24 protein-coding genes are annotated in these 22,843 nt (G+C 61.0%); 10 read left to right on the top strand and 14 right to left on the bottom strand.

Features of this window, described 5'->3' with window-relative positions; all coding sequences use genetic code 11:
- Positions 1-64: 64 nt before the first annotated feature.
- Both ABID59_RS23360 and ABID59_RS23355 read left to right on the top strand, forming a co-directional pair.
- Positions 65-349 (top strand): hypothetical protein, encoded by a 285-nt coding sequence (locus ABID59_RS23360; protein WP_354084927.1) that lies wholly within the window; start codon positions 65-67, stop codon positions 347-349.
- 130 nt (positions 350-479) lie between these two features.
- Entirely contained in the window at positions 480-908 is a 429-nt protein-coding gene (locus ABID59_RS23355) for a CHRD domain-containing protein (protein ID WP_354084926.1), read from the top strand.
- 54 nt (positions 909-962) lie between these two features.
- Here ABID59_RS23355 and ABID59_RS23350 read toward each other — a convergent pair whose 3' ends face one another.
- From ABID59_RS23350 to ABID59_RS23335, 4 genes are all read right to left on the bottom strand, one after another.
- A complete protein-coding gene (locus tag ABID59_RS23350) occupies positions 963-1,328 on the bottom strand; it encodes a VanZ family protein (RefSeq protein ID WP_354034662.1) in 366 nt (121 codons plus the stop codon).
- Positions 1,329-1,480: 152 nt separating this feature from the next.
- Positions 1,481-3,073: an EAL domain-containing protein gene (locus ABID59_RS23345; RefSeq protein WP_354084925.1), complete on the bottom strand. Its 1,593-nt coding sequence runs from the start codon at positions 3,071-3,073 to the stop codon at positions 1,481-1,483.
- A gap of 142 nt (positions 3,074-3,215) precedes the next feature.
- Positions 3,216-3,380 (bottom strand): hypothetical protein, encoded by a 165-nt coding sequence (locus tag ABID59_RS23340; RefSeq protein WP_354034659.1) that lies wholly within the window; start codon positions 3,378-3,380, stop codon positions 3,216-3,218.
- 566 nt (positions 3,381-3,946) lie between these two features.
- Positions 3,947-4,120 carry a hypothetical protein gene (locus ABID59_RS23335; RefSeq protein ID WP_354034658.1) on the bottom strand — a complete coding sequence of 58 codons (174 nt, stop codon included), beginning with the start codon at positions 4,118-4,120 and terminating at the stop codon, positions 3,947-3,949.
- 432 nt (positions 4,121-4,552) lie between these two features.
- On the opposite strand from ABID59_RS23335, the gene ABID59_RS23330 reads away from it, so the two are divergent.
- Positions 4,553-4,864 (top strand): hypothetical protein, encoded by a 312-nt coding sequence (locus ABID59_RS23330; protein ID WP_354084924.1) that lies wholly within the window; start codon positions 4,553-4,555, stop codon positions 4,862-4,864.
- A gap of 561 nt (positions 4,865-5,425) precedes the next feature.
- Positions 5,426-5,695, top strand: coding sequence for a hypothetical protein (locus ABID59_RS23325; RefSeq protein WP_354034655.1), 270 nt, complete (start codon positions 5,426-5,428; stop codon positions 5,693-5,695).
- Positions 5,696-6,013: 318 nt separating this feature from the next.
- On the opposite strand, the gene rfbB is transcribed toward ABID59_RS23325, so the two are convergent.
- Positions 6,014-7,078 (bottom strand): dTDP-glucose 4,6-dehydratase, encoded by a 1,065-nt coding sequence (gene rfbB, locus ABID59_RS23320; RefSeq protein ID WP_354084923.1) that lies wholly within the window; start codon positions 7,076-7,078, stop codon positions 6,014-6,016.
- A gap of 12 nt (positions 7,079-7,090) precedes the next feature.
- Positions 7,091-7,972 (bottom strand): glucose-1-phosphate thymidylyltransferase RfbA, encoded by an 882-nt coding sequence (rfbA, locus tag ABID59_RS23315; protein ID WP_354034651.1) that lies wholly within the window; start codon positions 7,970-7,972, stop codon positions 7,091-7,093.
- Positions 7,973-8,058: 86 nt separating this feature from the next.
- Here rfbA and rfbC point away from each other — a divergent pair, with 86 nt between their 5' ends.
- The 3 genes from rfbC to ABID59_RS23300 all read left to right on the top strand — a co-directional run bounded on the left by rfbC (position 8,059) and on the right by ABID59_RS23300 (position 10,044).
- Positions 8,059-8,613 carry a dTDP-4-dehydrorhamnose 3,5-epimerase gene (gene rfbC, locus ABID59_RS23310; protein ID WP_354034854.1) on the top strand — a complete coding sequence of 185 codons (555 nt, stop codon included), beginning with the start codon at positions 8,059-8,061 and terminating at the stop codon, positions 8,611-8,613.
- Between the two features lies 1 nt (position 8,614).
- On the top strand, positions 8,615-9,511 hold the full coding sequence (gene rfbD, locus ABID59_RS23305) for a dTDP-4-dehydrorhamnose reductase (RefSeq protein ID WP_354084922.1): 897 nt from the start codon (positions 8,615-8,617) through the stop codon (positions 9,509-9,511).
- A 110-nt stretch (positions 9,512-9,621) separates the two neighbouring features.
- Positions 9,622-10,044, top strand: a complete 423-nt coding sequence (locus tag ABID59_RS23300; protein WP_234681973.1) for a hypothetical protein — start codon at positions 9,622-9,624, stop codon at positions 10,042-10,044.
- A 33-nt stretch (positions 10,045-10,077) separates the two neighbouring features.
- Here ABID59_RS23300 and ABID59_RS23295 read toward each other — a convergent pair whose 3' ends face one another.
- Together ABID59_RS23295 and ABID59_RS23290 are read right to left on the bottom strand one after the other, a co-directional pair.
- Positions 10,078-10,812, bottom strand: coding sequence for a metallophosphoesterase family protein (locus tag ABID59_RS23295; RefSeq protein WP_354084921.1), 735 nt, complete (start codon positions 10,810-10,812; stop codon positions 10,078-10,080).
- A 121-nt stretch (positions 10,813-10,933) separates the two neighbouring features.
- Positions 10,934-11,260 carry a hypothetical protein gene (locus tag ABID59_RS23290; protein ID WP_354034645.1) on the bottom strand — a complete coding sequence of 109 codons (327 nt, stop codon included), beginning with the start codon at positions 11,258-11,260 and terminating at the stop codon, positions 10,934-10,936.
- Between the two features lie 344 nt (positions 11,261-11,604).
- Here ABID59_RS23290 and ABID59_RS23285 point away from each other — a divergent pair, with 344 nt between their 5' ends.
- The gene (locus ABID59_RS23285) at positions 11,605-13,029 is read left to right on the top strand and encodes an undecaprenyl-phosphate glucose phosphotransferase (protein WP_354084920.1); all 1,425 of its coding nucleotides are present in this window, start codon (positions 11,605-11,607) and stop codon (positions 13,027-13,029) included.
- 108 nt (positions 13,030-13,137) lie between these two features.
- Here the strand turns inward: ABID59_RS23285 and ABID59_RS23280 are convergent, their stop codons facing one another.
- The 6 genes from ABID59_RS23280 to ABID59_RS23255 all read right to left on the bottom strand — a co-directional run bounded on the left by ABID59_RS23280 (position 13,138) and on the right by ABID59_RS23255 (position 19,886).
- Positions 13,138-13,857 (bottom strand): hypothetical protein, encoded by a 720-nt coding sequence (locus tag ABID59_RS23280; protein ID WP_354084919.1) that lies wholly within the window; start codon positions 13,855-13,857, stop codon positions 13,138-13,140.
- Positions 13,858-13,912: 55 nt separating this feature from the next.
- A complete protein-coding gene (locus tag ABID59_RS23275) occupies positions 13,913-16,162 on the bottom strand; it encodes a polysaccharide biosynthesis tyrosine autokinase (RefSeq protein WP_354084918.1) in 2,250 nt (749 codons plus the stop codon).
- 27 nt (positions 16,163-16,189) lie between these two features.
- The gene (locus tag ABID59_RS23270; RefSeq protein ID WP_354034637.1) at positions 16,190-16,810 is read right to left on the bottom strand and encodes a hypothetical protein; all 621 of its coding nucleotides are present in this window, start codon (positions 16,808-16,810) and stop codon (positions 16,190-16,192) included.
- A 232-nt stretch (positions 16,811-17,042) separates the two neighbouring features.
- The gene (locus ABID59_RS23265) at positions 17,043-17,726 is read right to left on the bottom strand and encodes a transglutaminase-like cysteine peptidase (RefSeq protein ID WP_354034635.1); all 684 of its coding nucleotides are present in this window, start codon (positions 17,724-17,726) and stop codon (positions 17,043-17,045) included.
- A gap of 114 nt (positions 17,727-17,840) precedes the next feature.
- Positions 17,841-18,467: a hypothetical protein gene (locus ABID59_RS23260; protein WP_354084917.1), complete on the bottom strand. Its 627-nt coding sequence runs from the start codon at positions 18,465-18,467 to the stop codon at positions 17,841-17,843.
- A 63-nt stretch (positions 18,468-18,530) separates the two neighbouring features.
- On the bottom strand, positions 18,531-19,886 hold the full coding sequence (locus tag ABID59_RS23255; protein ID WP_354084916.1) for an O-antigen ligase family protein: 1,356 nt from the start codon (positions 19,884-19,886) through the stop codon (positions 18,531-18,533).
- Between the two features lie 371 nt (positions 19,887-20,257).
- Here ABID59_RS23255 and ABID59_RS23250 point away from each other — a divergent pair, with 371 nt between their 5' ends.
- Positions 20,258-21,481 carry an acyltransferase family protein gene (locus tag ABID59_RS23250; RefSeq protein ID WP_354084915.1) on the top strand — a complete coding sequence of 408 codons (1,224 nt, stop codon included), beginning with the start codon at positions 20,258-20,260 and terminating at the stop codon, positions 21,479-21,481.
- A complete protein-coding gene (locus ABID59_RS23245; protein ID WP_354084914.1) occupies positions 21,403-22,836 on the top strand; it encodes a hypothetical protein in 1,434 nt (477 codons plus the stop codon). Before ABID59_RS23250 ends, ABID59_RS23245 begins: the two co-directional genes overlap by 79 nt.
- Positions 22,837-22,843 lie beyond the last annotated feature (7 nt).

Raw genomic sequence — 22,843 nt, 5'->3', positions numbered from 1 at the left:
GCGGCAAGAGTGCTTTTAGATGTGAAATCTAGGTTGAGGCCTATAACAAAAGGCGGACAGGGATATGCCTCAGATCTGGATGACTTATGACGAACTCGCGACGCTCAGCGGCTGCAGTGCCGCCGAGGCCAGGGTGCTGGCGCTGCACCTGTCGCTCGATCGCCGCAAGAGCCGCGATGGAAACACCCGCGTCAAGCTGGACTTCGCCTTGACGACCCGGTTCTTCGAAACCATTCGCGAAGGCGAATTCGGCGTCGATGAAGCGATCACGGCGCTGCGCGAAACCCACCGGCAGATGTCGGGCGGTTTCACCTCCGGTCAGCAGAGCTTCAGGCGCGGCGTGGCGTAAGTCCGCCGCTTCCGGCCGCAGTCGGCTCCGTTCGAATCAGGCATAATCACCCAGCCGGAATTTGGCGCGACCTCTGGTGTTTCACACCGGAGCAGGTCGAAACCAATGAGATCCGGGCTGGGAGGTTACCATGATGAGAGCCGTGTGCCTGGCGGGTGCGTTGGGTTTTGCGCTCCCGTCTCTTCTTGCGACGGCGGTCCGTGCCGAAGTGATCAAACTGCAGGCGGAACTCAGGGGCAGCAACGAAGTGCCGCCCAACACGAGCTCCGGCTCCGGCAAGGCCGAGGCGGCTTTCGACACCGATACCAAGATCCTGACCTACACCGTCACCTATGCGGATCTGACCGGTCCCGCGCTCGGCGCGCATTTCCACGGACCGAGCGAATCCGGCAAGAATGCCGGCATCGCGCTGCCGTTCAAGTTAACGCAAAGCCCGATCCACGGCACCGCAACCCTCACCAAGACGCAGGCTGCCGATCTCTTGGCCGGCAAATGGTATGCGAACATCCATACCGCGGCCAATCCAGGCGGTGAGCTGCGCGGGCAGATGGCAAAATAATCTGCCGGACCAAGCTGCGCATCGCGCTCGCGATGTGGGTCGACGCCGCTCGCGTCAGGACGGCGGTCTGGGCAGAAAAGCCAGAATGGTCTGGGCCAGGCTGACGCCGAGGATGCCGCCGGCTGCCTTTTGCAGCACGTCGATGAACCGCGGATCGCGGTCGGGCACCATCGCCTGCAACATCTCGAGCCCGACGGCGACGGCGATCACGAATGCGCAAGCCAGCCTGAAGCGTCCCGGCAGCAGGAAGGACAGCAGGAAGCCCAGCAGGCTGTAGGCGCTGAAGCGCTCGATGACCACGACCCAATAGGCCTCGGCATGGCCCATCAGCACCGGTCTGCCCGCAAGCGTAGCCAGCGTGGCATAGACGATCAGCGCAAGGCAGATGGCCGCAGCTGCGATGAGATGATTTCGGCGCATTGCAGCATCATAGCCGGTCGACCGGTGTGCCGCTCTCGAAAGCGGAGAATATCGTTAAGGGGCGTATGTGGTCGATTGTGGGTGCACGACTGGTGGTTCGCACCGGGACATGTTCGGATGACAATTGTTCGAATTCGGGCCAGCCGGCCCGGTCAGGCCACCAGTGCAGTGTCGCCGGCTGGAGCCGCGACTGCGGTCGCCGCACGCCGCGACGCCATCAATTCGCTGAATTTCGCAAGGGGCAGGGGCGCGGCGACGAGATAGCCCTGACCCTCCTCGACACCGCACGAGATCAGCGCGTGGACCTGCTCCTCGGTTTCGACGCCTTCCGCAACCACGGTCATGTGGAAATCCCTTGCGAGCGCCACCAGCATCTCCACGATCGTCGTGGTCGAGGCGTCGACCGTGATAGTGTCGACGAAGAACTTGTCGATCTTGATCGTGTTGGCGCCGAGACCCTTCAGCCGCGACAGCCCGCTATGGCCGACACCGACGTCGTCGATGGCCACGCGAAAGCCGTAGTCGCGCAACTCACGCACAACGGCCGCGGCGCGCGCCAGATCGTCGAGCTCGTCGCGCTCGGTCACCTCGATCACGATCTGCCGCGCGGACACGCGTGCCGCCGTGACGGTGCTGCGGAGCGTTTCGATGAAGCCTGCGCCGAGCATGTGCCTGGGCACGACATTGAACGAGAGCTTGAAATCCTTGTCGGCTTTGAGCTGCGGCTGGAGGTCGGCCAGCGCGCGGCCTAGCAGCTGCCAGGTCATGGCCTCGATCCGTCCGCTGGATTCCGCCAGCGGGATGAAGTTCATCGGCGGGACCACCGTGCCGTCTTCGCGCAGCCAGCGCGCCAGGATCTCGCAGCCCCTGATCTCGCCGGTGCGGAGATCGAAGATCGGCTGGAAGTAAGGCTTGAATTCACCCCGCGCCAGCGCACGATCGAGATCGGCGACGGGCCCCTCCAAGCGCTGCGTCCGCGACAGCAGCATGCCGAACAGTGCGCCGAGCACGAGCGCGGCCGCCATCGCCGGCCAGTAGGCCTCGCTGTTCCATGTCGACAGTACCGATCTGTCAATGCGGATGACCGCGCGCAACGGATAGCGCGCTGAGCTTTTCTCAAAATCAATCGGATGCGGCAGCGTCTTGCCGGCGTCAAGCGCGAACTCGCCGAGCTGTGCACCGTTCCTGAGCGCAAGCAGAACCTCGCTGTGGGCGCGCAGCTCGGCCGGCATGATGTCGAACAGGCTGGAATTGATGCCGAGAATGGCAACCAGTGCCTTGTTGTCGCCGATGTCCCTGAGCACGCCGAGCGCGTCGCCGCCGAACTGCTCGACACGAAACAGCATCAGCTTCGAATCGCGCGACGCAAGCATGTCGGCCCGATCGACCCAGCCCTTGTCGAATTCGAGCGTCTCCGAATAGGCCGAGCAGATCACCGAGCCGTCGGAATTGACGAGGCGGACGTCCTTCACGGCGGAGCGTTGGTAGACGTGGAGGCGGATCGCCTGGAGCGATGCGGGATCGCATGTGGCGAGCCCGCGGCCGGCCAGCTCGTCAAGGCTCGCGGTCGCGAAGTCGACAGCGAATTCGGACCGGCGCAGCACGGCTTCGGTCAGCTCGTCGAGCTGGCGTGCCTGCTGATCCCGGATGAACCGCGTCGCCGCGATGTGACCGGCGAGCGCGAACGCAACCATGCCCGCAAGCACGGGCACCGCCAGTGAGAGTTTCGGCCATGCTGCTTTCATCCGGGCCGCAGAGGTTAAGAGAGAATGACCAGAACTCTAACCGCGGAGGCGCTAAGATAGGGTTTAAGGCGATCGCATGCGATTGCGTGACCGTCGGTTCAGCACCCGAAGGTCTCCGCCGCGACGGGTGGTGTCGGCCGCGTCAGGCGTGGCGGCGCAAATGCGATTTCACGCTGACGGGACTGAGATGGCGAGCACCGGTGCCCATTTTCCAGCTATCCGGCCTGGTCACCCACAATCGCCACGCCACGAACAGGATATTAACGCCGAACCAAATCGACATCACAATTAGGAAAGAGTTTGCCATGATCGGCTCCGCCTTCCGCATTCCTTTAGGGAACAATGCCGAGGCGGCCCTGGAGTTCCGCTCGTGGGTAAGCGATCGGCGCCGGTAGGGCGCGGCGTTCAACGCCGATTGTAGGACCAGCCCTTGTCGACATCGGTCGGGTAGCGGGCCGCGAAGTATGGGTTCTTGAGGCAGTTGCGCGCGGGATCATAGATCCGGTCCGCACATTCGTGGAAATTCAGGAATCGACAATCGAAGCCAAACGCACACCAGGGTGCCCCCTTCGGGAATCCGAACCCCACGGGAACTTGCGCCGACGCCACGGAAGGCAGAGCCAGGAGCAAAACTACGGCGAGTGTGCGGGACAACATGGTGCAATCCTCCATCAGACTATCGATCCGATACCGAGGCTTCGAGCAATTGCCTCGGCGACAAAAAGTCGATGTTCAATCGGAGAGTCTAACACCCGCGCACGGAGAGATCGAGAGCGCCGAAGCGTCTGGAATGCGTCGTTTTGCGACTTGCATTCGGCTGGTGCCGTCGGCAATGGCCCGTATCCACGAAGTGTCGCTCGCAGCGTACGCCCGCTAGCTCTTCTTGGCGGCCTTTGACTTGAGAGCCAGGCCGAGACGCAAGGCCATGCGCTTGATTGCGTCGGGCGATCGCCCGAGCTGCCTCGCTGCCTCCTCCAACGACGTCGAAGATTTGGCCAGCTCCATGAGCCGGCGGTCTTCCTTGAACGACCAGGGCTTCCGCGCCATAACCGAAATGATCCTCTTACATCGACATAACGACAAAGCCGCCAAGCGGACCCATGTCGCTCGACGGCCTTGCTTGGGTGGGGCCGGGCTCTTGGGGAAGCCCGGTGCGAAAATGGATATGCGATCGGTGAGACTTCGCAACAAACAACGGGGATTAAGCTAACCTCTCAACCTTACCGCGAGGAAATCGGCGCCGGGCGCTCCGTACAACTCCGGGGTTTTTCTGATCTCGCGCCGATCAGCGACGGCAGCAGCCATCCGGCCCGACGCCCCGTCACGACGTCCGGTTGCCGCAGAACCGGTCTGCCCTCCCGCAAGGCCGCTTGTGAAACTTTTCGGATGCGATCGGACGATCTCGCGTAAAAGCTGCAAACTGTTGAGTCGTTCAAATCCCGCTCAGGTGCCCATCGGAAAAATTGTTCCGTCACCCCGATGCTGGGCGCCGCATCGATTCAAAATTCGTTGAAGATCGATGTCGTGCAGGAGTCCGCGTGCACATCAGCCGATTCTCGTCTGCGTCCGTCACGAGATCGTCGAATTCGTTGGGCTATGATCGTGCGAGCGATACGAATAAAAAAGAAGATCGGTATGCTTCAAAAAACGCTACCCGCAAAGCCTCTGGCGAAGATGAGAGAGCGGGCATTCGAAGGTGCCTTTCTCGGCATTGCGCTGATCGCAATGGCGGGCTGGGCCTATTTTATCATTCTGCTGTCAGTCAAATTCTTCTTCTGGCTGGTTGGTTGATGCAAACGGCCAGGAAGCAAGCACGCTGCTGCCCAAAAATTCCCGCCTGTGACGACAAAATCAGCGGCCATGATCACGATCTCGACACAACTCGAAGATGAGAATGTTCGCTAGGCGAATGGAGGCGACTGACGCGCGCCAAATAGAGAGACCTTCACATGAGTTGGGTTTCGATTCTGATTTCGATCTTCGTTGGCTTCTGCATCGGCTACGCGACGCGCGCGCGGCGGGCGCACGGGGAGCAGCGACCGGTCCATGCGGCCTGGGAGCGCCAGCACGTGTCGTTAGCCAGGGCGCGCCGTGCGTTCTGAGTGGATTCAGCCGAAATCATACCGCGCGAAGGTAACCATACGAGGCCGGTCAGGCCGTGCCCAATGCTGTTCCCTTCGCATGCCCTCATTAAGTTGCGCACGGTTCTTGCAGGCACCTGATGGTCCTTGCGTGCGTGACTGAGTTTGGGAATCCGACACGGATGGTCCGGCAATTTGCCCTTGGTCGTTCGGACTTGCGGGTGGTGTCCTGTTGGTCTGAACGGCCCATGGATCGCGAAAGAGGTGCGCCATGACGAGCGTCAGGAACAACAATGCGCCGCGGCGATATTTTGTCGATGCGGTCGGCAGGCGTGTTCTGATCGGTCTGACGCCCGAGGAGACCTATGAGTTCGAGCGGCTCGACCGCGAGCCGGATGGCGGCCGAACCGGAGCCAGCTGGATCGAGCGGAGCTCTCAGCCTGCTCCCGGCGAGCAGCGCTGGCTGGAGCTGTACGCCAAGCATGAAGACGCATGGAAGGTCTGGATGGCGCAGAGCCGGGTCGATCAACCTTATCTCTAGTCTCACGCGCCAGAATCTCAGGCCAAATCGTCCGGGAAAGGCGGCGCGGGAAAAAGCTTCGCGAGGCGGTCCAGCCCCATCCCACGCACTCTTGCGTCCAGGGCATGCCGCGCCATGACGTGCCTGAACTTCCATTCAGGGCCGGAAAACTGGTCCGCGTCCCAGATCTGTGGCCTCGGACGACCATCCAGGCCGCGAATCCAGACGAAGTAGGATTCGTGCATCCTCGTGTCAGTCCCTCCTGCAGATCGACGCGGTCAGCCTGCCGTCACCTCCTGCGGGACGGCAGCTGCCACGAGGGGGTGGTCGACCCGCTAGCTAGCCGAGGCCGATCCGCTTCTGCTGATAGCCGCGATCGAGAATGGCTTGCCACCAGATGCGGTTGTCGAAGAACCAGCGAACCGTCTTGGCAAGGCCGCTTTCGAAATTCTCGTCAGCGCGCCATCCGAGCTCGCGCTCGAGCTTCGAAGCATCGATCGCGTAGCGGCGATCGTGACCGGGGCGGTCGGCGACGAACGAAATGAGGCCGCGCCGGGGGCCTGCCGTGCGCGACGACATTTCGTCCAGCATATCGCAAATGCTTTCGACGACGTGCAAATTGGTACGCTCGTTTCGACCGCCGACATTGTACGTCTCGCCGATCGCACCGCGCTCGAGCACGAGCGTGAGCGCCTTGGCGTGGTCCTCGACGTAGAGCCAGTCGCGGATGTTCTGTCCGTCGCCGTAGACCGGCAGGGGCTCGCCGGCGAGCCCCTTGATGATGATGTGGGGAATCAGCTTCTCGGGGAAGTGATACGGCCCGTAATTGTTCGAGCAGTTCGTCACCATCGTCGGAAGGTCGTAGGTCTCGCGCCAGGCGCGAACCAGATGGTCGGAGGATGCCTTGCTCGCCGAGTAGGGCGAGTTCGGTGAATAGGACGTGGTCTCGGTAAAGTAACCGTCCTTGCCGAGCGACCCGAACACCTCGTCGGTGGAGATGTGGAGAAAGCGGAATTGCGAGCGGCGATCCGGGCTCAGGGCCCTCCAGTATCGCAGCGCCTCCTGCAGCAGCGTGAAGGTGCCGACGATGTTGGTCTGGATGAATTCGCCAGGGCCGTCGATCGAACGATCTACATGGCTCTCGGCCGCCAGGTTCATCACTGCGACGGGCTGGTACTTCTCGAACAGCTTGCGAAGCGAGGCTGCCTCGCAAATGCATTGCTGCTCGAATGCATAGCGGGGGTTTGCCTCGGCGTCAGGGATCGACTCGAGGTTCGCCGCATAAGTCAGCTTGTCGATGTTGACGACTCGCGCGTGCGTGTCGCGGAGGAGATGACGGACGACTGCAGAGCCGATGAAACCAGCACCGCCCGTGACGAAAATCGTGGAGCCTTCGAAACGCATGTGTGATCTGCCTCAGTCTTGAGCGGCGAAGGAGCGGGCAACCGATTGCAGATACTCGCCGTAGCTGCTCTTGGCGGTCTTCTCTGCAACTTTCTTGAAGGCTTCGAGAGAAATGTAACCGCGCCGCAAGGCGATTTCCTCGGGGCAGGCGATGCGCAAGCCCTGGCGCTGTTCCAGTATCTGAACGAAGTGGCTGGCTTCGACCAGCGAGGCGTGCGTGCCGGTGTCGAGCCAGGCAAACCCGCGCCCGAGCACTTCGACGAACAGGTCGCCGCGCGCGAGGTAGGCATTGTTGACGTCGGTGATCTCGATCTCGCCCCGCGCCGAAGGCTTGATCCCCGCAGCGATGTCGACCACGCTGTTGTCGTAGAAATAGAGGCCGGTGACGGCCACATTCGACTTCGGCTGCTTGGGCTTCTCTTCGATCGAGCGCGCACGTCCGTCACTATCGAGCTCGACCACGCCGTATTGCTCGGGTGAGTTGACGACGTAGCCGAAGACCGTGGCACCGCTCTTGCGTGTTGCCGCCCTGGCCAGCATCTCCGGAAGTCCGTGGCCGTAGAAGATATTGTCGCCGAGAACCAGGGCGACTGAATCCGATCCCACGAATTCGCGGCCGACGATGAAGGCGTCGGCAAGACCGCGCGGGGTGTCCTGCGTGGCGTAAGAGAAGTTGACGCCGATCTCCGATCCATCACCGAGCAAGCGCTGGAACAACGGCTTGTCCTGCGGCGTCGAGATGATGAGAATGTCGCGAATGCCAGCGAGCATGAGCGTCGACAGCGGATAGTAGATCATCGGCTTGTCGAAAACCGGAAGCAGCTGCTTCGATACCACTGTCGTGACGGGAAAAAGGCGCGAGCCTGTTCCGCCGGCGAGTATAATTCCCTTCATTAGGTCCCTCTGGTTTACCAATTTGAAAATATCAGATAGTGTGCGCTGCACAAGATTGTTGTATGTGCGGAGCTGAAGGCGCTGGAATGAACGTAATCAAGACAGATCTGCCCGAAGTTTTGATCATCGAGCCGAAGCTATTCGGCGATCAACGCGGCTTTTTCTTGGAGACCTACCAATTCGAGCGCTACGCGCAGAGCGGGGTTGCGCAGCCGTTCGTTCAGGACAACCTGTCACGCTCGCGTCATGGAGTGTTGCGGGGGCTGCACCTACAAAATCCGGGCGCGCAGGGCAAGCTGGTCACGGCGCTCCGCGGCCGGGTCCTGGATGTTGCAGTCGACGTCCGCGTAGGTAGCCCAAATTTTGGGCGTCATGTTGCGGTCGAGCTGAATGAGGAGAATCGGCGGCAATTGTGGGTCCCTCGCGGCTTCGCCCATGGTTTTGCCGTTCTCTCCGAGACGGCCGATTTCTTCTACAAATGCGACGCGCTCTACAGCCCGAAGGATGAGATCTCGGTTCGATGGAACGATCCGGCGATTGGCATCGACTGGGGCGTCGGAGATCCCTCGCTTTCGCCCAAGGATGCCGATGCGCCCTTGCTCGCGGATGTGAAGAATCTTCCGCGTTACGGGGAGATCTGACATGAAGATCCTTCTGACGGGCACTGCGGGGCAGGTGGGCGGTGCGCTGCTTCCGCTGCTTCAGGGGCGGGCCGATATCGTTGCACCGGCGCTGGAAGAGTTCGACCTGTCGCGGCCGGACGAGCTTGCCGGCAAGCTGGATTCGATCAAGCCGGATCTGATCGTCAATCCCGCCGCTTATACCGCCGTCGACCGCGCGGAAGACGAGCGAGAGCTCGCGTTTCGGATCAACGCGGAATCTCCCAGGGCAATCGCCAAGTGGGCGGCGCCCCGCGGCGTGCCGCTGGTGCACTTTTCGACGGACTATGTCTTCGACGGCTCCGGCGATCGTCCGTGGCGCGAGGACAGCACGCCGGCGCCTCTCTCGGTGTACGGCCAGAGCAAGCTCGCCGGCGACCAGGCCATTGCCGAGGCGGGTGCTTTGCATGTGATCGCGCGCACGTCCTGGGTGTACGCTGCCACCGGCGCGAATTTTCTCAAGACAATCGTGCGCCTCGCCGGAGAGCGCGAGCAGTTGCGGATCGTCGGCGACCAGATCGGCGCGCCGACGACAGCCGATACGATTTCGCAAGCGGTGGTTGCAATGCTGCCGCGGAGCGGCGACGATCTTCGCAAGGCGTTCGAGCAGCGAAGCGGCGTCGTCAATCTGGTCTGCGCGGGCGAGACCAGCTGGCACGGCTTTGCGACTGCGATCGTTGCCGGGCTGCGATCGAGGGGCGCCAAATTCGCCGTGAAGGAAATCGTTCCGATCCGTTCCGACGAATTTCCGGTCAAGGCGAAGCGGCCCTCCAACTCTCGCCTAGATCTCACGCGGCTGCGCGAGCGGTTCGGCATTACGCCGCCGAGCTGGCAGCAGGCGCTCGATCGCGAGCTGGATGCCCTCAAGGCGACGATCTGAACGCCGGTTCGCAGGGCCGCGTCGGAGTACAACGTCCGGCAGCCTTTAAACTTTGTTAACCATCCAGGGCCCATTTTCCGTTCTGGCGCCTCGAACCGGAAAGTGCACGCATGTTTCAGCTCTTCTTGCGGGCCCGCACTCACAATTTCCTGAAAGACCGCTTCGGCGGAGAGCAGACATTCCGTGCCCGCTCGCCCGAGCGCGACGCCGACACTGATCGCACGCGCATCGAAGCCATCATGGTTGCAATCGAGGATGCGCTGCATGCGGCGGAGCGCGAGCAATCGGGGCTGAACCGCCGGGTGGAGGACGTGCTGGCGCGCGCGGCTGTGACCATCGGCAACGGCAATGACGAATATCTCGAGCGCGAGGCGCTGGACAATCACCATCAGGATCTGTTCGACAAGGAAATCCTGAACGGCCAGCGCAGGCTCAAGGAGCTCAGCGCCTCGATCGCCCACTTCAAATTCCTGAAGGCAGCGATGCTCAGTCGGTTTCCGGAATACCGGCCGCCGGCAAGCCAGACCAATTGACGCTTCGCGCCGGGCGCAGGCGTCGCTAGCTTGCTAGATCGCGAGCATGCTGTTGCCCTGAATCGACAGCAGGGTCAGGTTGCCGGTCGCATACGCTCCGGTATCGATATTGGCACGGTTCTCGAGCAGCTCGGCCTGGCGCACCGGCGTATGGCCGTGCACGACGTATTTGCCGAAACGCTTCCTGCTCTGGAGAAACTCGTCCCTGATCCACAGCAGATCCTGCTCGCGCTGCTCAGACAGGGGGATTCCCGGACGAACGCCGGCATGCACGAAGAAGAAGTCGCCGCATGTGAATGTCGGCCGCAACTGGCGCAGGAACGCGATGTGCTGCGGCGGCATCGCGGAAGTGAGCTCGCGCACGAGATCGGACTGTTCGTCCTTGCTGAGATCGGGCGTTGCCGAGATTCCGTAGGACATCAGGGTCTGGAGGCCGCCGAACTGAAACCAGTCGGCGGTGCGCGAGGGATCGTCCAGCACGGAGGTGAAATAGGCTTCGTGATTGCCCTTGAGAAAGACCGTGTTGCGGCGGCGGCTGCGGTCGATCAGCAGATCGAGGGTGTGACGCGAGTCCGGTCCGCGATCGATGTAGTCGCCGAGAAAGACCTCGATCGCGCGATAGGGCCGGCTGTTCGCCATGTCCGCATCGATGACGGCGAACATCTGTTCGAGCAGATGCGCGCAGCCGTGGATGTCGCTGAGTGCGTAGATACGCACGCCGTTCGGCAGCTTCGGCCGGGGCGAGTTCTGAGTCGGGGGAGTGACCATGGGGTCCAACTCTTTCAGAGAGCTTCGCCCGAGATGTCAATATGCTATCGACGAATTCGGGTCGGCACGAGCCGCTTTTTTCGTCCACGCCACGTGAACGCCGGTTCGTGCGGCTGTCTTATCACCCGTGTGGTCCAATGAGGCGTCGATTTGCCGCGCGGGGTGCGCTCAGCCGAAGCTGCGGCTGTCGAAACGACGGTGCGGTCTCGTTGCGATACGCTGTCGCACGCGTGCGGATGAGAAGCGCGCCGCCGAGATAGCCGAGCTGGAGCACGGCCGCAAAGACAACGATCATAACGACAATGTGAGCCGGGCCCTGTCCCTGCCATGCAGAAACGGCGCCAATCATCGCGCCGCCCAGCACGATCGCCGGAGGCAGAATGAAAATCCGGAATCGGCCGCCAAGCAACGATCCGATCAGCAGACTGAAAATGGCGACGGTACTCACGGCACACTCCCAAGAAACTGCCACGAGTGTTAATGGCGCCGGCCTAAGGTCGGCTTAAGCAACAGGGTTGAACAACCGTTCAAATGTGCGCGCAACAATGCGTAAAATTAGAATGATTTGATGCGAAGCGCGACGCGATGCTCAGATAAATGTCAGGCTTGTGGCGACACTTTGAGCACGCAACGTATGCAGGCGCGGCATTGCAGAAAATAGATTTGATTTTTTTGGTGCGGTGCCGCATTGTTGCTTTGTTTAGTTAAGACATTGTCGAGGACGCACCGCACATTTAATCGACTGCTTGCAATTCGGCGGTTGCGCGTGCGTGACGAGGCAGCGAGGTTCGGATGGCTGTAGCAACTTATGGTTCGGAAAACTATTATTCGGTTGTATCGAACCGTCGGGGTGCCCTCCAACGTCCCCTCCAGATCGCCCTGATCGCTGGTGACTTTCTAGCGCTGCTGTTGAGCTATTTCGCGGCGAGCGGTCTGTATCGCCTGCTCGTTGCCGAGCAGGATTCGTCGGTCGGCGCGGGTCTCGTGGTCGCCGCGGTGTTCGTGACGATCTCCTACTTCCAGGGCGTCTACGATCATCATCGTTTGCTCAACACGGTCTGGCAGCTTCGCAAGTCGCTTGCGATCTGGGCCATCTCGCTCACCATTCTCGCGGTCGAGGCGTTCCTGCTCAAATCCTCGGCGGATCTGTCGCGCGGAACCACGTTGCTGTTTGCTGCAACCGGCGGTGCCGCCTTGGGCGGGTTGCGGGTGCTGTGGCGCATCGCGCTGAACTCGAGCTATGCCAAAGGCCGCCTGGTCGATCGCAAGGTCGTGCTGCTCAGCCTCAAGCCGCTCGATTTCACGTCGAGCCGTTTCAAGGATCTGCGCAAGCACGGCTTCAACGTCGTGCGTCATTTCGTTCTCGGGCCGTCCGAAGATGGCTCTGGCTGGGATCACGAGATTCGCGACGTCGTGCGTCAGGCGCGCGCAGCCGATGTCGAGGAATATCTCCTGGTCATCGACTGGGACGAGATGCCGCTGCTCCAGAGGCTGAGCCAGCACCTGCGCGTGGTTCCCCAGCCGATTCGCCTGTTGCCGGACTTTCCGATCGCCGATCTCGTCTCACGGCCATTCCAGCCGGTCAGTGGCACGGTTGCCATCGAGATCCAGCGTGCGCCGCTCACCGTGTTCGAGCGGGCGCAGAAGCGCTGCCTGGATATCGGCCTTGCCTCGTTTGCCCTGCTGCTGCTGGCACCGCTGCTGGTGACGGCGGCGATCATGATCAAGCTCGACTCGATGGGCAATGTGATCTTCAAGCAGTCCCGGCGCGGGTTCAACGGCAAACCGTTCCAGATCTGGAAGTTCCGTTCCATGACGGTGGCGGAAAATGGCCACACCGTGACGCAGGCGACGAAGTCTGACGCTCGCGTCACCCGCGTCGGTCGCGTGCTGCGACGGACCAGCATTGACGAGTTGCCGCAGCTCTGGAACGTGCTGCGCGGTGAGATGTCGCTGGTCGGACCACGTCCGCATGCGCTCGCGCATGACAATTATTACGACCAGCTGATCAGCAACTACGTGTATCGGCACCACATGAAGCCGGGCCTGACCGGTTGGGCCCAGGTCAACGGTTTCCGCGGCGAGACGCCGACCATCGACCTGATGGAGAAGCGGGTCGAGTACGATGTCTGGTACGTCAGCAATTGGAGCATCTGGCTGGACATCAGGATCATCCTGAAGACCGCTCTGGCCCTAATCCATCAGGAAGCCTACTGAGAAGCGCGGGCCGCTGTCCGTCGGTGGCGAGATATTTTCCACGGCATCGATCATGAGCTGACGTGGCGCTCCGGTCCGCGCGCTGTCGGTGCAGCCGGGAGCAGCCGGCTAATTCTCGAGCAGGTAGCGCGGACGGTCGTCTGCCGGATAGCACCGATGCTGGATCTTTCCTCCGGCCTCCCGGACGAGATACCAGAAAGCCAATTTCTCCCGTTCGGACACGTCGCAGGTCAGATCGAGAAGTCTGCCGCGTGCCGAGGCCGGGGATTTGACGTAGAGCGCGGCGGCGCTGGGGTACAGCCGGTCGTGGAAGACGTCGTTGAAATCCTGTACCGTAGCGTCCGTCAACGCCGTGGGCAGCGCGTCGAATGCCCGGAAGGCGAGAGGCACGCGCATCATTTGCAGCCAGACCTCATGCGGTGCGAGGCGGTAGGATTGGCCGAGAAGCGCTACGCTTCTGGCCGTTAGCCCGTCCTGGCGGGAGCCAGCCCAGAACGCCGCCAGCCATCCGAGCGACTCGGTCGGAGCGCATCCCAGCAGGATCCTGCTCATCCGCTGGACGGCATCAACATCCGAATCCGCCTGTTTCAGATCAGTGCCGCGGACGGTCATGTCGGTGGCCGACAATTGCAGGACGAGCAACTCCCGAAGCGCCTTTGGTTCGCACTGGTGCTGAGCCGCGGGCAGGTTCGCCGCCACGATGCGCCTCAGCAACGGCGCGTCGTAGCTCTCGCCGGCGGCGATTTGCCGGGCAACCCGCGATACCGTGGAATCGGTCAGATTGGGGAGAGTCGATACCGCCCACGCCAGGGCGGAGGCCGCCAGCAAACAATTGGCGCCGCGCGCGAGCCAGCGCGAGCGACCAGGTGCGCCGGCCTCGGCCTTAGGCTCCCTCGACATAGTAGGCGTTGTAGTGCGAGCCTTTGTAGCCCTCGATGCGCTTCAGCATCTTCGGGTTTGCACCGTTGAGAACGGTGCCCAGCACCTTCTTCTGAATGCCTTCGGAGCTCGACATCGATTCCTGCAGGGCCGTACGCGTGGTGCGGCCCCATTCGATGACATAGACATAGGCGTCAATGAGGTGGCTGATGGCCTTGGCATCGGTGACCGGCATCACCGGCGCCAGATCGATGACGATGTAGTCGTATTCGTTACGCAGCAGCGCCAGCAAATCGGCCATCGCCTTCGAGGCCATGATGTCGGCGGAGTTCACCATGCGCGAGACGGCGAAGGAGGGCAGGAAATCCAGTCCGGTCTCCGCGCTGCGCCGGATGTGGTGTCCAACCGCTTGCGGATTCTTGAGAGCCTCCAGCAACCCGCTCTTGGCGGTCGGGTCGAGCTCCTTGGTCAGCGAGCGCGTATGGAGGTCGCCGTCGATCAGCAACACGCGCTTGCCGGTGAATGCGGTGAGGTGCGCGAAGTTGGCCGAGACCGTGGTCTTGCCTTCTTTCGGAAGCGACGACACGATGCCGATGATCTTCACCTCCCGCGACAGGCGGGCGAGATCGATTGAGACCTTGATGTTGCGCATGGTCTCGGCATAGCGCGAGAAGGGATGGTCGATGACGTAGCGGGAGAGCTGGCCGCTCGCCTCGACCGGCGCGCCATCGGGCGATCGCGAGCCGCGCATCTTCGGCAAGCCCATCGCCCTGGCGCCGATGGCGGGGAGCACCCCGAGGCATTTGACGCCGATCTCGTCCTCGACCTCGGTCGGAGAGCGCAGCACGTCGCTCAGCATCTCCCGGGCAAAGGCGGCGCCCAGGCCGAAGCAAAGACCACCGAACAGGGCTCCGATCAGCGAGAGCACCGTCTTCGGCGAGCTCTTGCGGTCCGGCTTGACGGCGGTGCTGATGATGCGGGATTCGCTGATCGGGAAGCTCTGGTTCTGCAATGCCTGCTGCTGCTTCTCCAGGAAGCTGTTGTACAGGTTGCGGTAGGTGTCGGCCGCGCTCTCGAGGTCGCGCAGCTTCACCTGCGCCTGTCCGGTGTTGCCGGCCTGGCTGACGAGATTCTTGAGGTTTTCCTCCAGCGAAGTCTCGCGGCTCTTCGCGATTTCGTAGTCGCTGCGATAGGCGTCGCCGATACGCTTGACCTCGTCCGCGATCGACTTGCGCAGCTCATCCATGCGATTGGCAAGATTGACCGACGCCTGATGAGTCTTGCCATACCGGCTCGACCAATCCGAGTACTGCGCCGAAAGATCGAGATATTGTGCGCGCAGCCGGGTGATCACGGGATTGTTCAGCGCGTCGGTGACGGTCGGCTGGGCGAGATCCTTGTCGCTGATCGCGTCGATGCGGTCCAGCCGTGCCTTGGCTTCGGCGGTGGCCGCACGGGCCTGAATGAGCTGCGTGTTGACGTCGGTCAGCTGCTGTTCGTTCATCAGGCCGCGGCTGGTGCCGACGATATTGTTCTGGCTCTTGAAGGTCTGCACGGCGCGGTCGCTGGCGGTCGCCTGCTCGCGCAGCTCGGCGCTGCGCTGCTGCAACCATTCGCTGGCGCGTTTGGTGGATTGGTACTTCGCGTCGAGGGCGCCGACGGTATAGGCATCCGCGATCTCGTTGGCGATCTGAGCGGCCTTGTCGGGGTCTCGCGAACGGAAGCTGGCCGACAGCACGTATGTTGTCAGGACGCGCTCGACCTTCAGGTTGGCCTGCACAGCGCCAACCGTTCCACGCTCGATGCGCTCTTTCGACGCCGGCCCATCTGATCCGAAAAGTCCAATCACCCTGCCGATGATCGCCGGAATGAGGCCCGGATCCGAACCGTTGAACTCGGGATCTTCCGTCAGCTTCATGCGGCGAACAACAGACCGGATTAGATCGTCGGAGGTGATGATCTCGACCTGGCTGTCGACGAAGCCGGGGTCGATCAGCGCATTGGAGACGCCGGTGTCCTTGTCGAGCACCTGGGTTTGGCGGGTATCCATCAGGATTCGCGTGTTCGCCGTATACATCGGCGTCGCGGTCAGCAGGTAAACGACGACGAGTGCGAAGGCGCCGCCGACGATCGTTGCGATCAGCGGCCACTGCCGTCGCAGGATGCCCAGGATACGCTCGACGCTCAGCGTCGCTCCCGCCAGATCTAGCGCGGACCTCTCTTGCAGGTGAAACTGCTCTCTGGGCTGGTACATTTGAATATTCATCAACCTGACGTGAGGTTATTGGGGAGTCGGTGCAGGGGCAAACGGATCGGCGATGTCCGTGTTCCATTCGCCGGTCATCAAGCTGTTCGCAGAATCAGAAGGTTTTTTGGTTGGTGACGATCGCGCACCTCCCGCCGACTGCGAAGCCACTGAATTCGGGTCGAACTCCACAGCCTCCAGTTCCGCTGAGTACCCTGAACTCACGGCCGAGTCCGCCAGCTTTCGTACAAAATCACTGATCTTCTGGGCGGTTTCAGGCTTGCGGGAGACACAGATCAGCTGCGCTCGGCGCAAGGCCACGCCGATCGCGTTGCGATCGACGTTTGCGGACTCGCTGACGAGGTCGCGCACTCTTGGCAGGATGGAGATATCGGTTACGATGTAGGCAGCGAGGCGGTCCGCGAGCTTGCTTCGATCGTTGCGGATCTCCCGCAGCAGTGATGCGGGTTCAGTCTGAAAGGCTTGCAGGACAACGGCGGGTACGCGGTTCGCTTGCTCGACGCACTGAGCTTCGCAGCGGCCGGCGGCGCACGCAGCAATCAGCAGCGCCAAAGCGATCGCCAAGCGGTAACCGCCGGCGCCGCGATCGGCAGATTGTCGTTGTCGGGGCAGGGCCAAACCACTCATCGCGTTCATTCAAACAAACCGCCGCAAAGGCTTCGCTAAAGCCGAGTGTCGCGCTTAACTATGTCAAATTCTTGTGCGGTGCAAAATATAGTCTGAAACCTCGGAAATTCATAGCAAATTTCGTCATGCGGCGAATGCCGCATTGCGAACAGCGTATGCATCAACGCCCGTGGCGAAAGCCACGGGCGTTGATGCACGATGCCCCTTGATTGAGGGAAGTGGGGATTGGACGTGCGGCCGATCAGAGCGACGAACCGGAGAGGGAAGCAAAGCGCTTCTCGCGAAGCTTGCGTCCGTGATCGCCGATGTTCACCCAGAAGCGCGGATTGGTACCGGACTGCATCGAGATCCATTCGTAGCCGAGCGAATTCCAGGGGCGAACACTCGAGGACAGATTGTCCAGCACCACGTCGCCCTCCGAAAGCCGTGCCACCAGCACCAGGTGACCCTGTCCGCCGTCAATCCGCACAACCGCAAGACGCAGCGCCGCCTGCGGCCATCCCATCGCGATCAATTGGTGTCGCTTGGTGACCGCGTAATCGTTGCAGTCCCCCGCTGACGGCGAGACCGTCCAGTTTGCGGTCACCGGATCCGTCGGCTTGCGCATCGGCGCAATGGATTCGTTGACCGAAAGATTCACCTGACGAAGCATCGCCATGGCGGTGTCGGCAGGCGGCAGTGTGCGCTCGCTGGTATCGGTGCCGCATTCCGCATCGTTCTTCATGCAGAACTTGACGAAGTTCATCGGCGCAAGTGCGTTGTCGAATTCTTCGATGAACGAAGCTCCGGCCGGACGCTGTGCGCTATCCGATTCGGCCTTCGCGGTGCTGCCGGCGCAGGCGATGAGGGCTGCGAGCAACGGCGCGTACAACAGTTTCATGTCATCCCCCGTTATCCGTCTTTCTTGACGCAACAGGTCTCGCACAAAGCTTTTAGAGCGGGGTTCCCCGAACCTCTAAAATTGAATGCAAATGACCGGCCACGTGTGCGCGTGGCCGGCTTGGTTAATTAATAGGCTGAGCTTGGATTCGTTCCAGGGCTAGCGCGACGGGCTAGTGGCCGTGAGCGACGAGGTTCCTGTTGACGCCGCAAACAGCGTCGTCGTCGACTGGGAAACCGGGCCGGCTCCGGTGGAGAACGAAGGTGGCGGAGCCGGGCTGATTGCACCGCCGGCACGCGGTTCCGGAGCAGCCGCCTGTCCACCGCCTGCGGTTGTATCGCCGTTGGCGTCTGCGCCCGTGATGGCCTCGGTCGGGATCTCGCCGGTGATGCTCGTGAACGACTGGATCAGCCCCGGCTTTTCGGTCTTCAAGACGACCGCCTGAATCTCCTGCGCGAACTGTGGCTGCGTTAGCACGCAGACCGCAGCGGCGGTGCCCATTCCGGCGCCAATCGCGCGGCCTTGGTCATCCGAGCTCGACTTGGCGAGCGAGGCCATCCCTTCCAGGCTTTCTGGCCGATTGGTCAGGAGGTCCCGGACCTGGGCGGCGAGGCCGCCCTGACCGTCCTTGAATTGGTCGAGAAGTGCCTCAGGATTACCGAGGAACTGAGTTGCCCGCTCGGAAGTGATCGCGGGATTTGGAACGCAACCGTTCTGTGTTGCAAAAGTAGGCGTCGCTGCTGTCATCGCAAGCAAGGCAGCCCCGAGCCCCACGGATCTACGCATTCGACTCCCCAACCTGCAATCGAGTAAAGTTTGATTCAACATATTGCCAAAGCCGCAATTACGCTACTTTTTTTGCTCGGATGAAGGCCTGCTTTGCGCCAGCCCGCAGCCGGTGATCGCCGCAAAAAAAACGCCGAAACCTGGAATCTGCAACGAGAAATCGATGCTCGTATGCAGGAAGCCAAGCGCCGCCACACTTGCACCGATAATCGGTATGTAGCGGTCACGCCGTCGATGCAAGCTTCCATTTAACAAATGGTAAAGATACCAGAGACATGTGACTATAATCAAGCAGGCCGCAGGAAGGCCGAGCTCGACTGCAAGCTCGAGCGGCGTACTGTGCGCGCGGTCCCATACTCCGAGACTGCCGAGTGAATCCGGCCTGTAGGCGGGAAATGCGCTTTCGAAGTTTCCGTAGCCGATCCCAAGAAGCGGATGCTCCTCGATCATGGTCAGTACGGTTCGATACATCGTGAACCGCTGTTCATCCACGAGGCCGTAAGTCAGGATTCGTCCTGCCACTGCGCCGCCGACGAGCTGAAACAGCAACAGCGCTGCCACTGCGATTCCTGCGAGCCAGCCCCAGCGGCGAAGCTTGCCGATGCGCAGCGGTGCGAAGAAGAGGGCGGTCGCCATAAAGACGGTCAGGATCAGCAGCAGAAGCCCCGCGCGAGAGCCTGTCATCGCCGTTGCAACCATGCAGACGACAAAGCCGCCTCCCAGCGCCACGGGGGAGGACGCATAATACGCGATCAGTGCCGTCATTTGTCGCGAAGGCGGTCGATTTGGCCGATCCTGGCGATAGATGAAGCGCAGCAATGGCAGCAGAAAAAGCAGGGCGCAGCTCGCGAAGAAGGTCGCAGCCGTGTTTCTGTTGACGAATGTGCCCGTGACGAAGCCGATATAGGCCTCCTTGCGGCGGAGCAGGAGCGTGGTCGGATCGCCGATCCCCGCGAGGATTCCGTAGAGAGCATAGGCAAACCCCGTCCAGGCGAGGATGCGCAGCAGCTGCCGCGCATCCTCCGCGTCGGTGGCGATGTAGACGGCGCGCGTGAAGGCAAGCACAAGCAACAGCGGGTAGCCGAATGCGAGCCATGGGCCGTTGGCGGTGATCGAGACGCGGCCGGGCAGATCCGCTCCCACTACGCCTCGCGCCACCGCCCATGCCGCATCGACTTCGTGAAGCGGTGAATTCGGCCATAACTGAACCGTGATCACGGCCGCGACGACGACGAGAACGGCGAACAGCGGCAGCAACAGGTAGAAATCATCGAGCGTCGCGCTGCTTAGGTCGGCGGTGGCGAGGCTGAACGCGAGCATCATCGTCCAGACGCAGATCCAGACCGTCTCGGCGGAGCCGAACGGCAGCGGGGCCAGCACGAACACTCCAATCGCCGCAAACCGTGAAACCTTGTCCAAGATCCAACTCCCGAGGACCGCATCGCGGCTCCGCGTTTCAATTCCCAATCTCGGTGCTCTTTTGCCACATTCGTGCCGAATGAATAGGCTATTTCCGCGGCTTCGCGAGCAAGTGAGACGTACAGCATTAACGCGAACCGTGCGTCGCGCGGGAAGTCCCACGTCTTCTGCTGCTCGCTGCTCATCTTCGATGCAGACAGCTGTTCATCACGCGTCAGGCGAGTCGCCCGCGACAAATTAATTGTCACGCTGTTCATCCGACGGACAAAACTCCTTCATTGGAAATGCATGCGACAACTGCTGGGCCGGACATTGTATTCGCCTCGAATGCCCAGTAGAAATGCTGCACTGCAAAGTGCAAGGGAATTGCCGTGACGGTGACCGTTCATCGCGAGAAAGCGCATGTCCTCACTCTGGACAGCATTCGGGGAATTGCCGCGGTCACCGTGGTGATTCACCATGTGATCCTGATGCCGACCTTCCTTGCGGCATTTCCGAATCGTGCGTGGATCGACTGTGCGTTCTTCCGCAGCGGCGGATTTCTGGTCGACCTGTTTTTCGTACTCAGCGGCATGGTGATGTCGTTGAGCTACGTGCAGTCGGATTTCGGTCATTTTTCCTTGCGCGACTTCATGGTCCGGCGCTTCGCGCGTGTTTATCCGCTGCATGTCGTGATGCTTTTCGTCACGCTTCTGTTTCGGCTGGTCCGCATCGGGCTCGTCATGGCCGGGATTATCGTCGCGGTCCCAACGGTGTTCGAAGTCAACAATGCATATTCGTTCTTCCTGAACGTCTTCCTGCTCCATTCGTTGGGTTTCGTTCACTACTTGAATTGGAATGCGCCGAGTTGGAGCATAAGCGTCGAGTTTTACACCTATCTGGTCTTCGGTGTCGTCGTGCTGATTGCGCAGAGGCTCGGTTCGCTTGGATGGCTGTATGTTTCGGCGTTGCTTCTTGCTGCCGCGAGCTGGTTCACGCTTGCGGTGATCCTCGACAAGCGTGATCTCGGAGCACAGTACGATTTTGGTCTATTGCGCTGCTTTACGAGCTTCTTCCTCGGTGTGCTCGCGGTGAAGATCGTCTCGCTGTTGCCAAGCGCCATCCGTGGCGCCAACGTGTATCTGCTTGGCGCGTTTCAATTGGCGTCGATGGTCGCGACCGTCGCGAATGTCTGGCTTGTGGAGGCCTATCCCTGGATCTCGTTCGCCGCACCTCTGACCTTTGCGGTGTTCCTCGGCTCCCTTCTCGCATTTCCCAATGCTGCCGTTGTGCCCCCGATGCTTGTTGCCAGGCCGCTGGTTTGGCTCGGCGCGCGGTCATATTCGATCTATATGATCCATGCCTTTGTCGTTCTGCTCGCGGAGTATTTCGTCCGGGCGTTGGGAGCTCGGCCGGTGGCGGCTCTTGATGCCGTGTATCCCGGGCTGTCCACGACCCTGAACCTGGTTGTCGTTCTCGCCGCCGTCCTGGTCCTGTCGAATCTGACTTACCTCCACATCGAGCTTCCAGGAGGCAGGTGGACCAGGAACATCCTCGGCAGGATTCCCAAAGTGTCGTCGTCCCGCGCCGTGCCGTCCGCACGGCCATCGAATTAGGGAGTTCGGTGCGGATGATGGCCCACACGGTCGCGCCCCAACACAGGTTAAAGCTTGATTTCGGCTTCAATCTCGAAGCCGTGGCGCTCACGCTCTACATATTCCGCGATGCTTTTGGCGGCGTGGCGCGATATTACACGAGTATTCTTCACGTCGGCGCACTCTGGTTTCTGCCGGATGTTGTTGCGATGCTGTGCATCGGCCTGTTTGTTCAGCGCTGCATTATACGAAACAGAAGTATCGTCGCCGCGCTCGTTCTGCTCCAGATCGTGCTCTCGCTCGGCATCGGGTATTTTTTTCTGGGCACGATCAACGCTCTTTCATCATCCTTCAAGATGATGCTTCCCGTGTTCGTCGGTTTCTCTTTCTGCGACAGCAATTTTGGTTCCTACAAGAAGCTGCTGATGATCTTCACGGGTGTATTCTACGCCTCCATCATTGGCGTGTTCCTGTCCAAATATACAACCATGCCGTGGACCGGCTTCAAATATGAATCGTTCGGCGCGGTTCGAGAGGCGGGGCGGTTGTGGTGGGCCGCCGCGGAGCAGCGTCTCTCGGGCTTTGCAGCCGACAACACGATGGCGGCGTTCTTCATCCTGATCACCTTTGTCGTGACTTCGATCCGGAAGAGCACCTTGTGGTGCCTCATATTCGGTTCGATCGCGGTCTACGCAATCAAGCTGACGACGAGCAAGACAACCATGCTCGTGCTCCTGCTTTACATGGTGCTGCTGTTGGTTGTTCGGAGCCTGCCGGAGCGCATGAAGTTCACGGCGGTGCGGAGGATCGCATTGTGGTCGTTCGCCTCGATTTTCGCACCATTGGTTCTCATCCTGCTTGCCTCGGGTGCGTCGGTTGGCAACAAGGATCTGCTGTTCAGCATGATGGACCGGATCAACAACAGCTGGCAGCTGCCTTTCGTGTACATGAGCGAGCTGATGCCGGTTGGCTTCATCACCGGGTGTGGCGCCGGTTGTTTCAACTACCCGCAGCAATTGTTCTCGAACCTGGTTTCGTATTGGGTGCCGGTCGATAACTTCTATCTCGGTACGTACCTGATGTTCGGGCTGCCGTTCGTCGTCTTCATGTGGATGGTGTTCCGGACGACTTTTCTGGTCACCGATATCTACAAGTTGTCCCTGATATTCACGGTCAATCTCTTCACGATCACGGTTCTGAACTATGGTCCCTCGACGGGGCTGTTGATGATCGCGCTGAGCTTCAGTGAGGTGTTCTCACGTCGCGCGTCTGTTGCTCTGCAGGTGCCTTCTCGACGGCCGGATTTGGGACGCGCAAGTCTGTCGGAAGAAGAACGTTCTGCCATCGGAGCGAGCGTGCCGCGGCCCGCTTCGTAGGTCGAGC

The sequence above is a fragment of the Bradyrhizobium sp. S3.3.6 genome (genome assembly GCF_040546905.1).
In the GTDB taxonomy this organism is placed as follows: Bacteria; Pseudomonadota; Alphaproteobacteria; order Rhizobiales; family Xanthobacteraceae; genus Bradyrhizobium; species Bradyrhizobium cytisi.
Note: the sequence above shows the minus strand (reverse complement) of the source record. Positions and strands in the feature narration are given on the sequence as shown.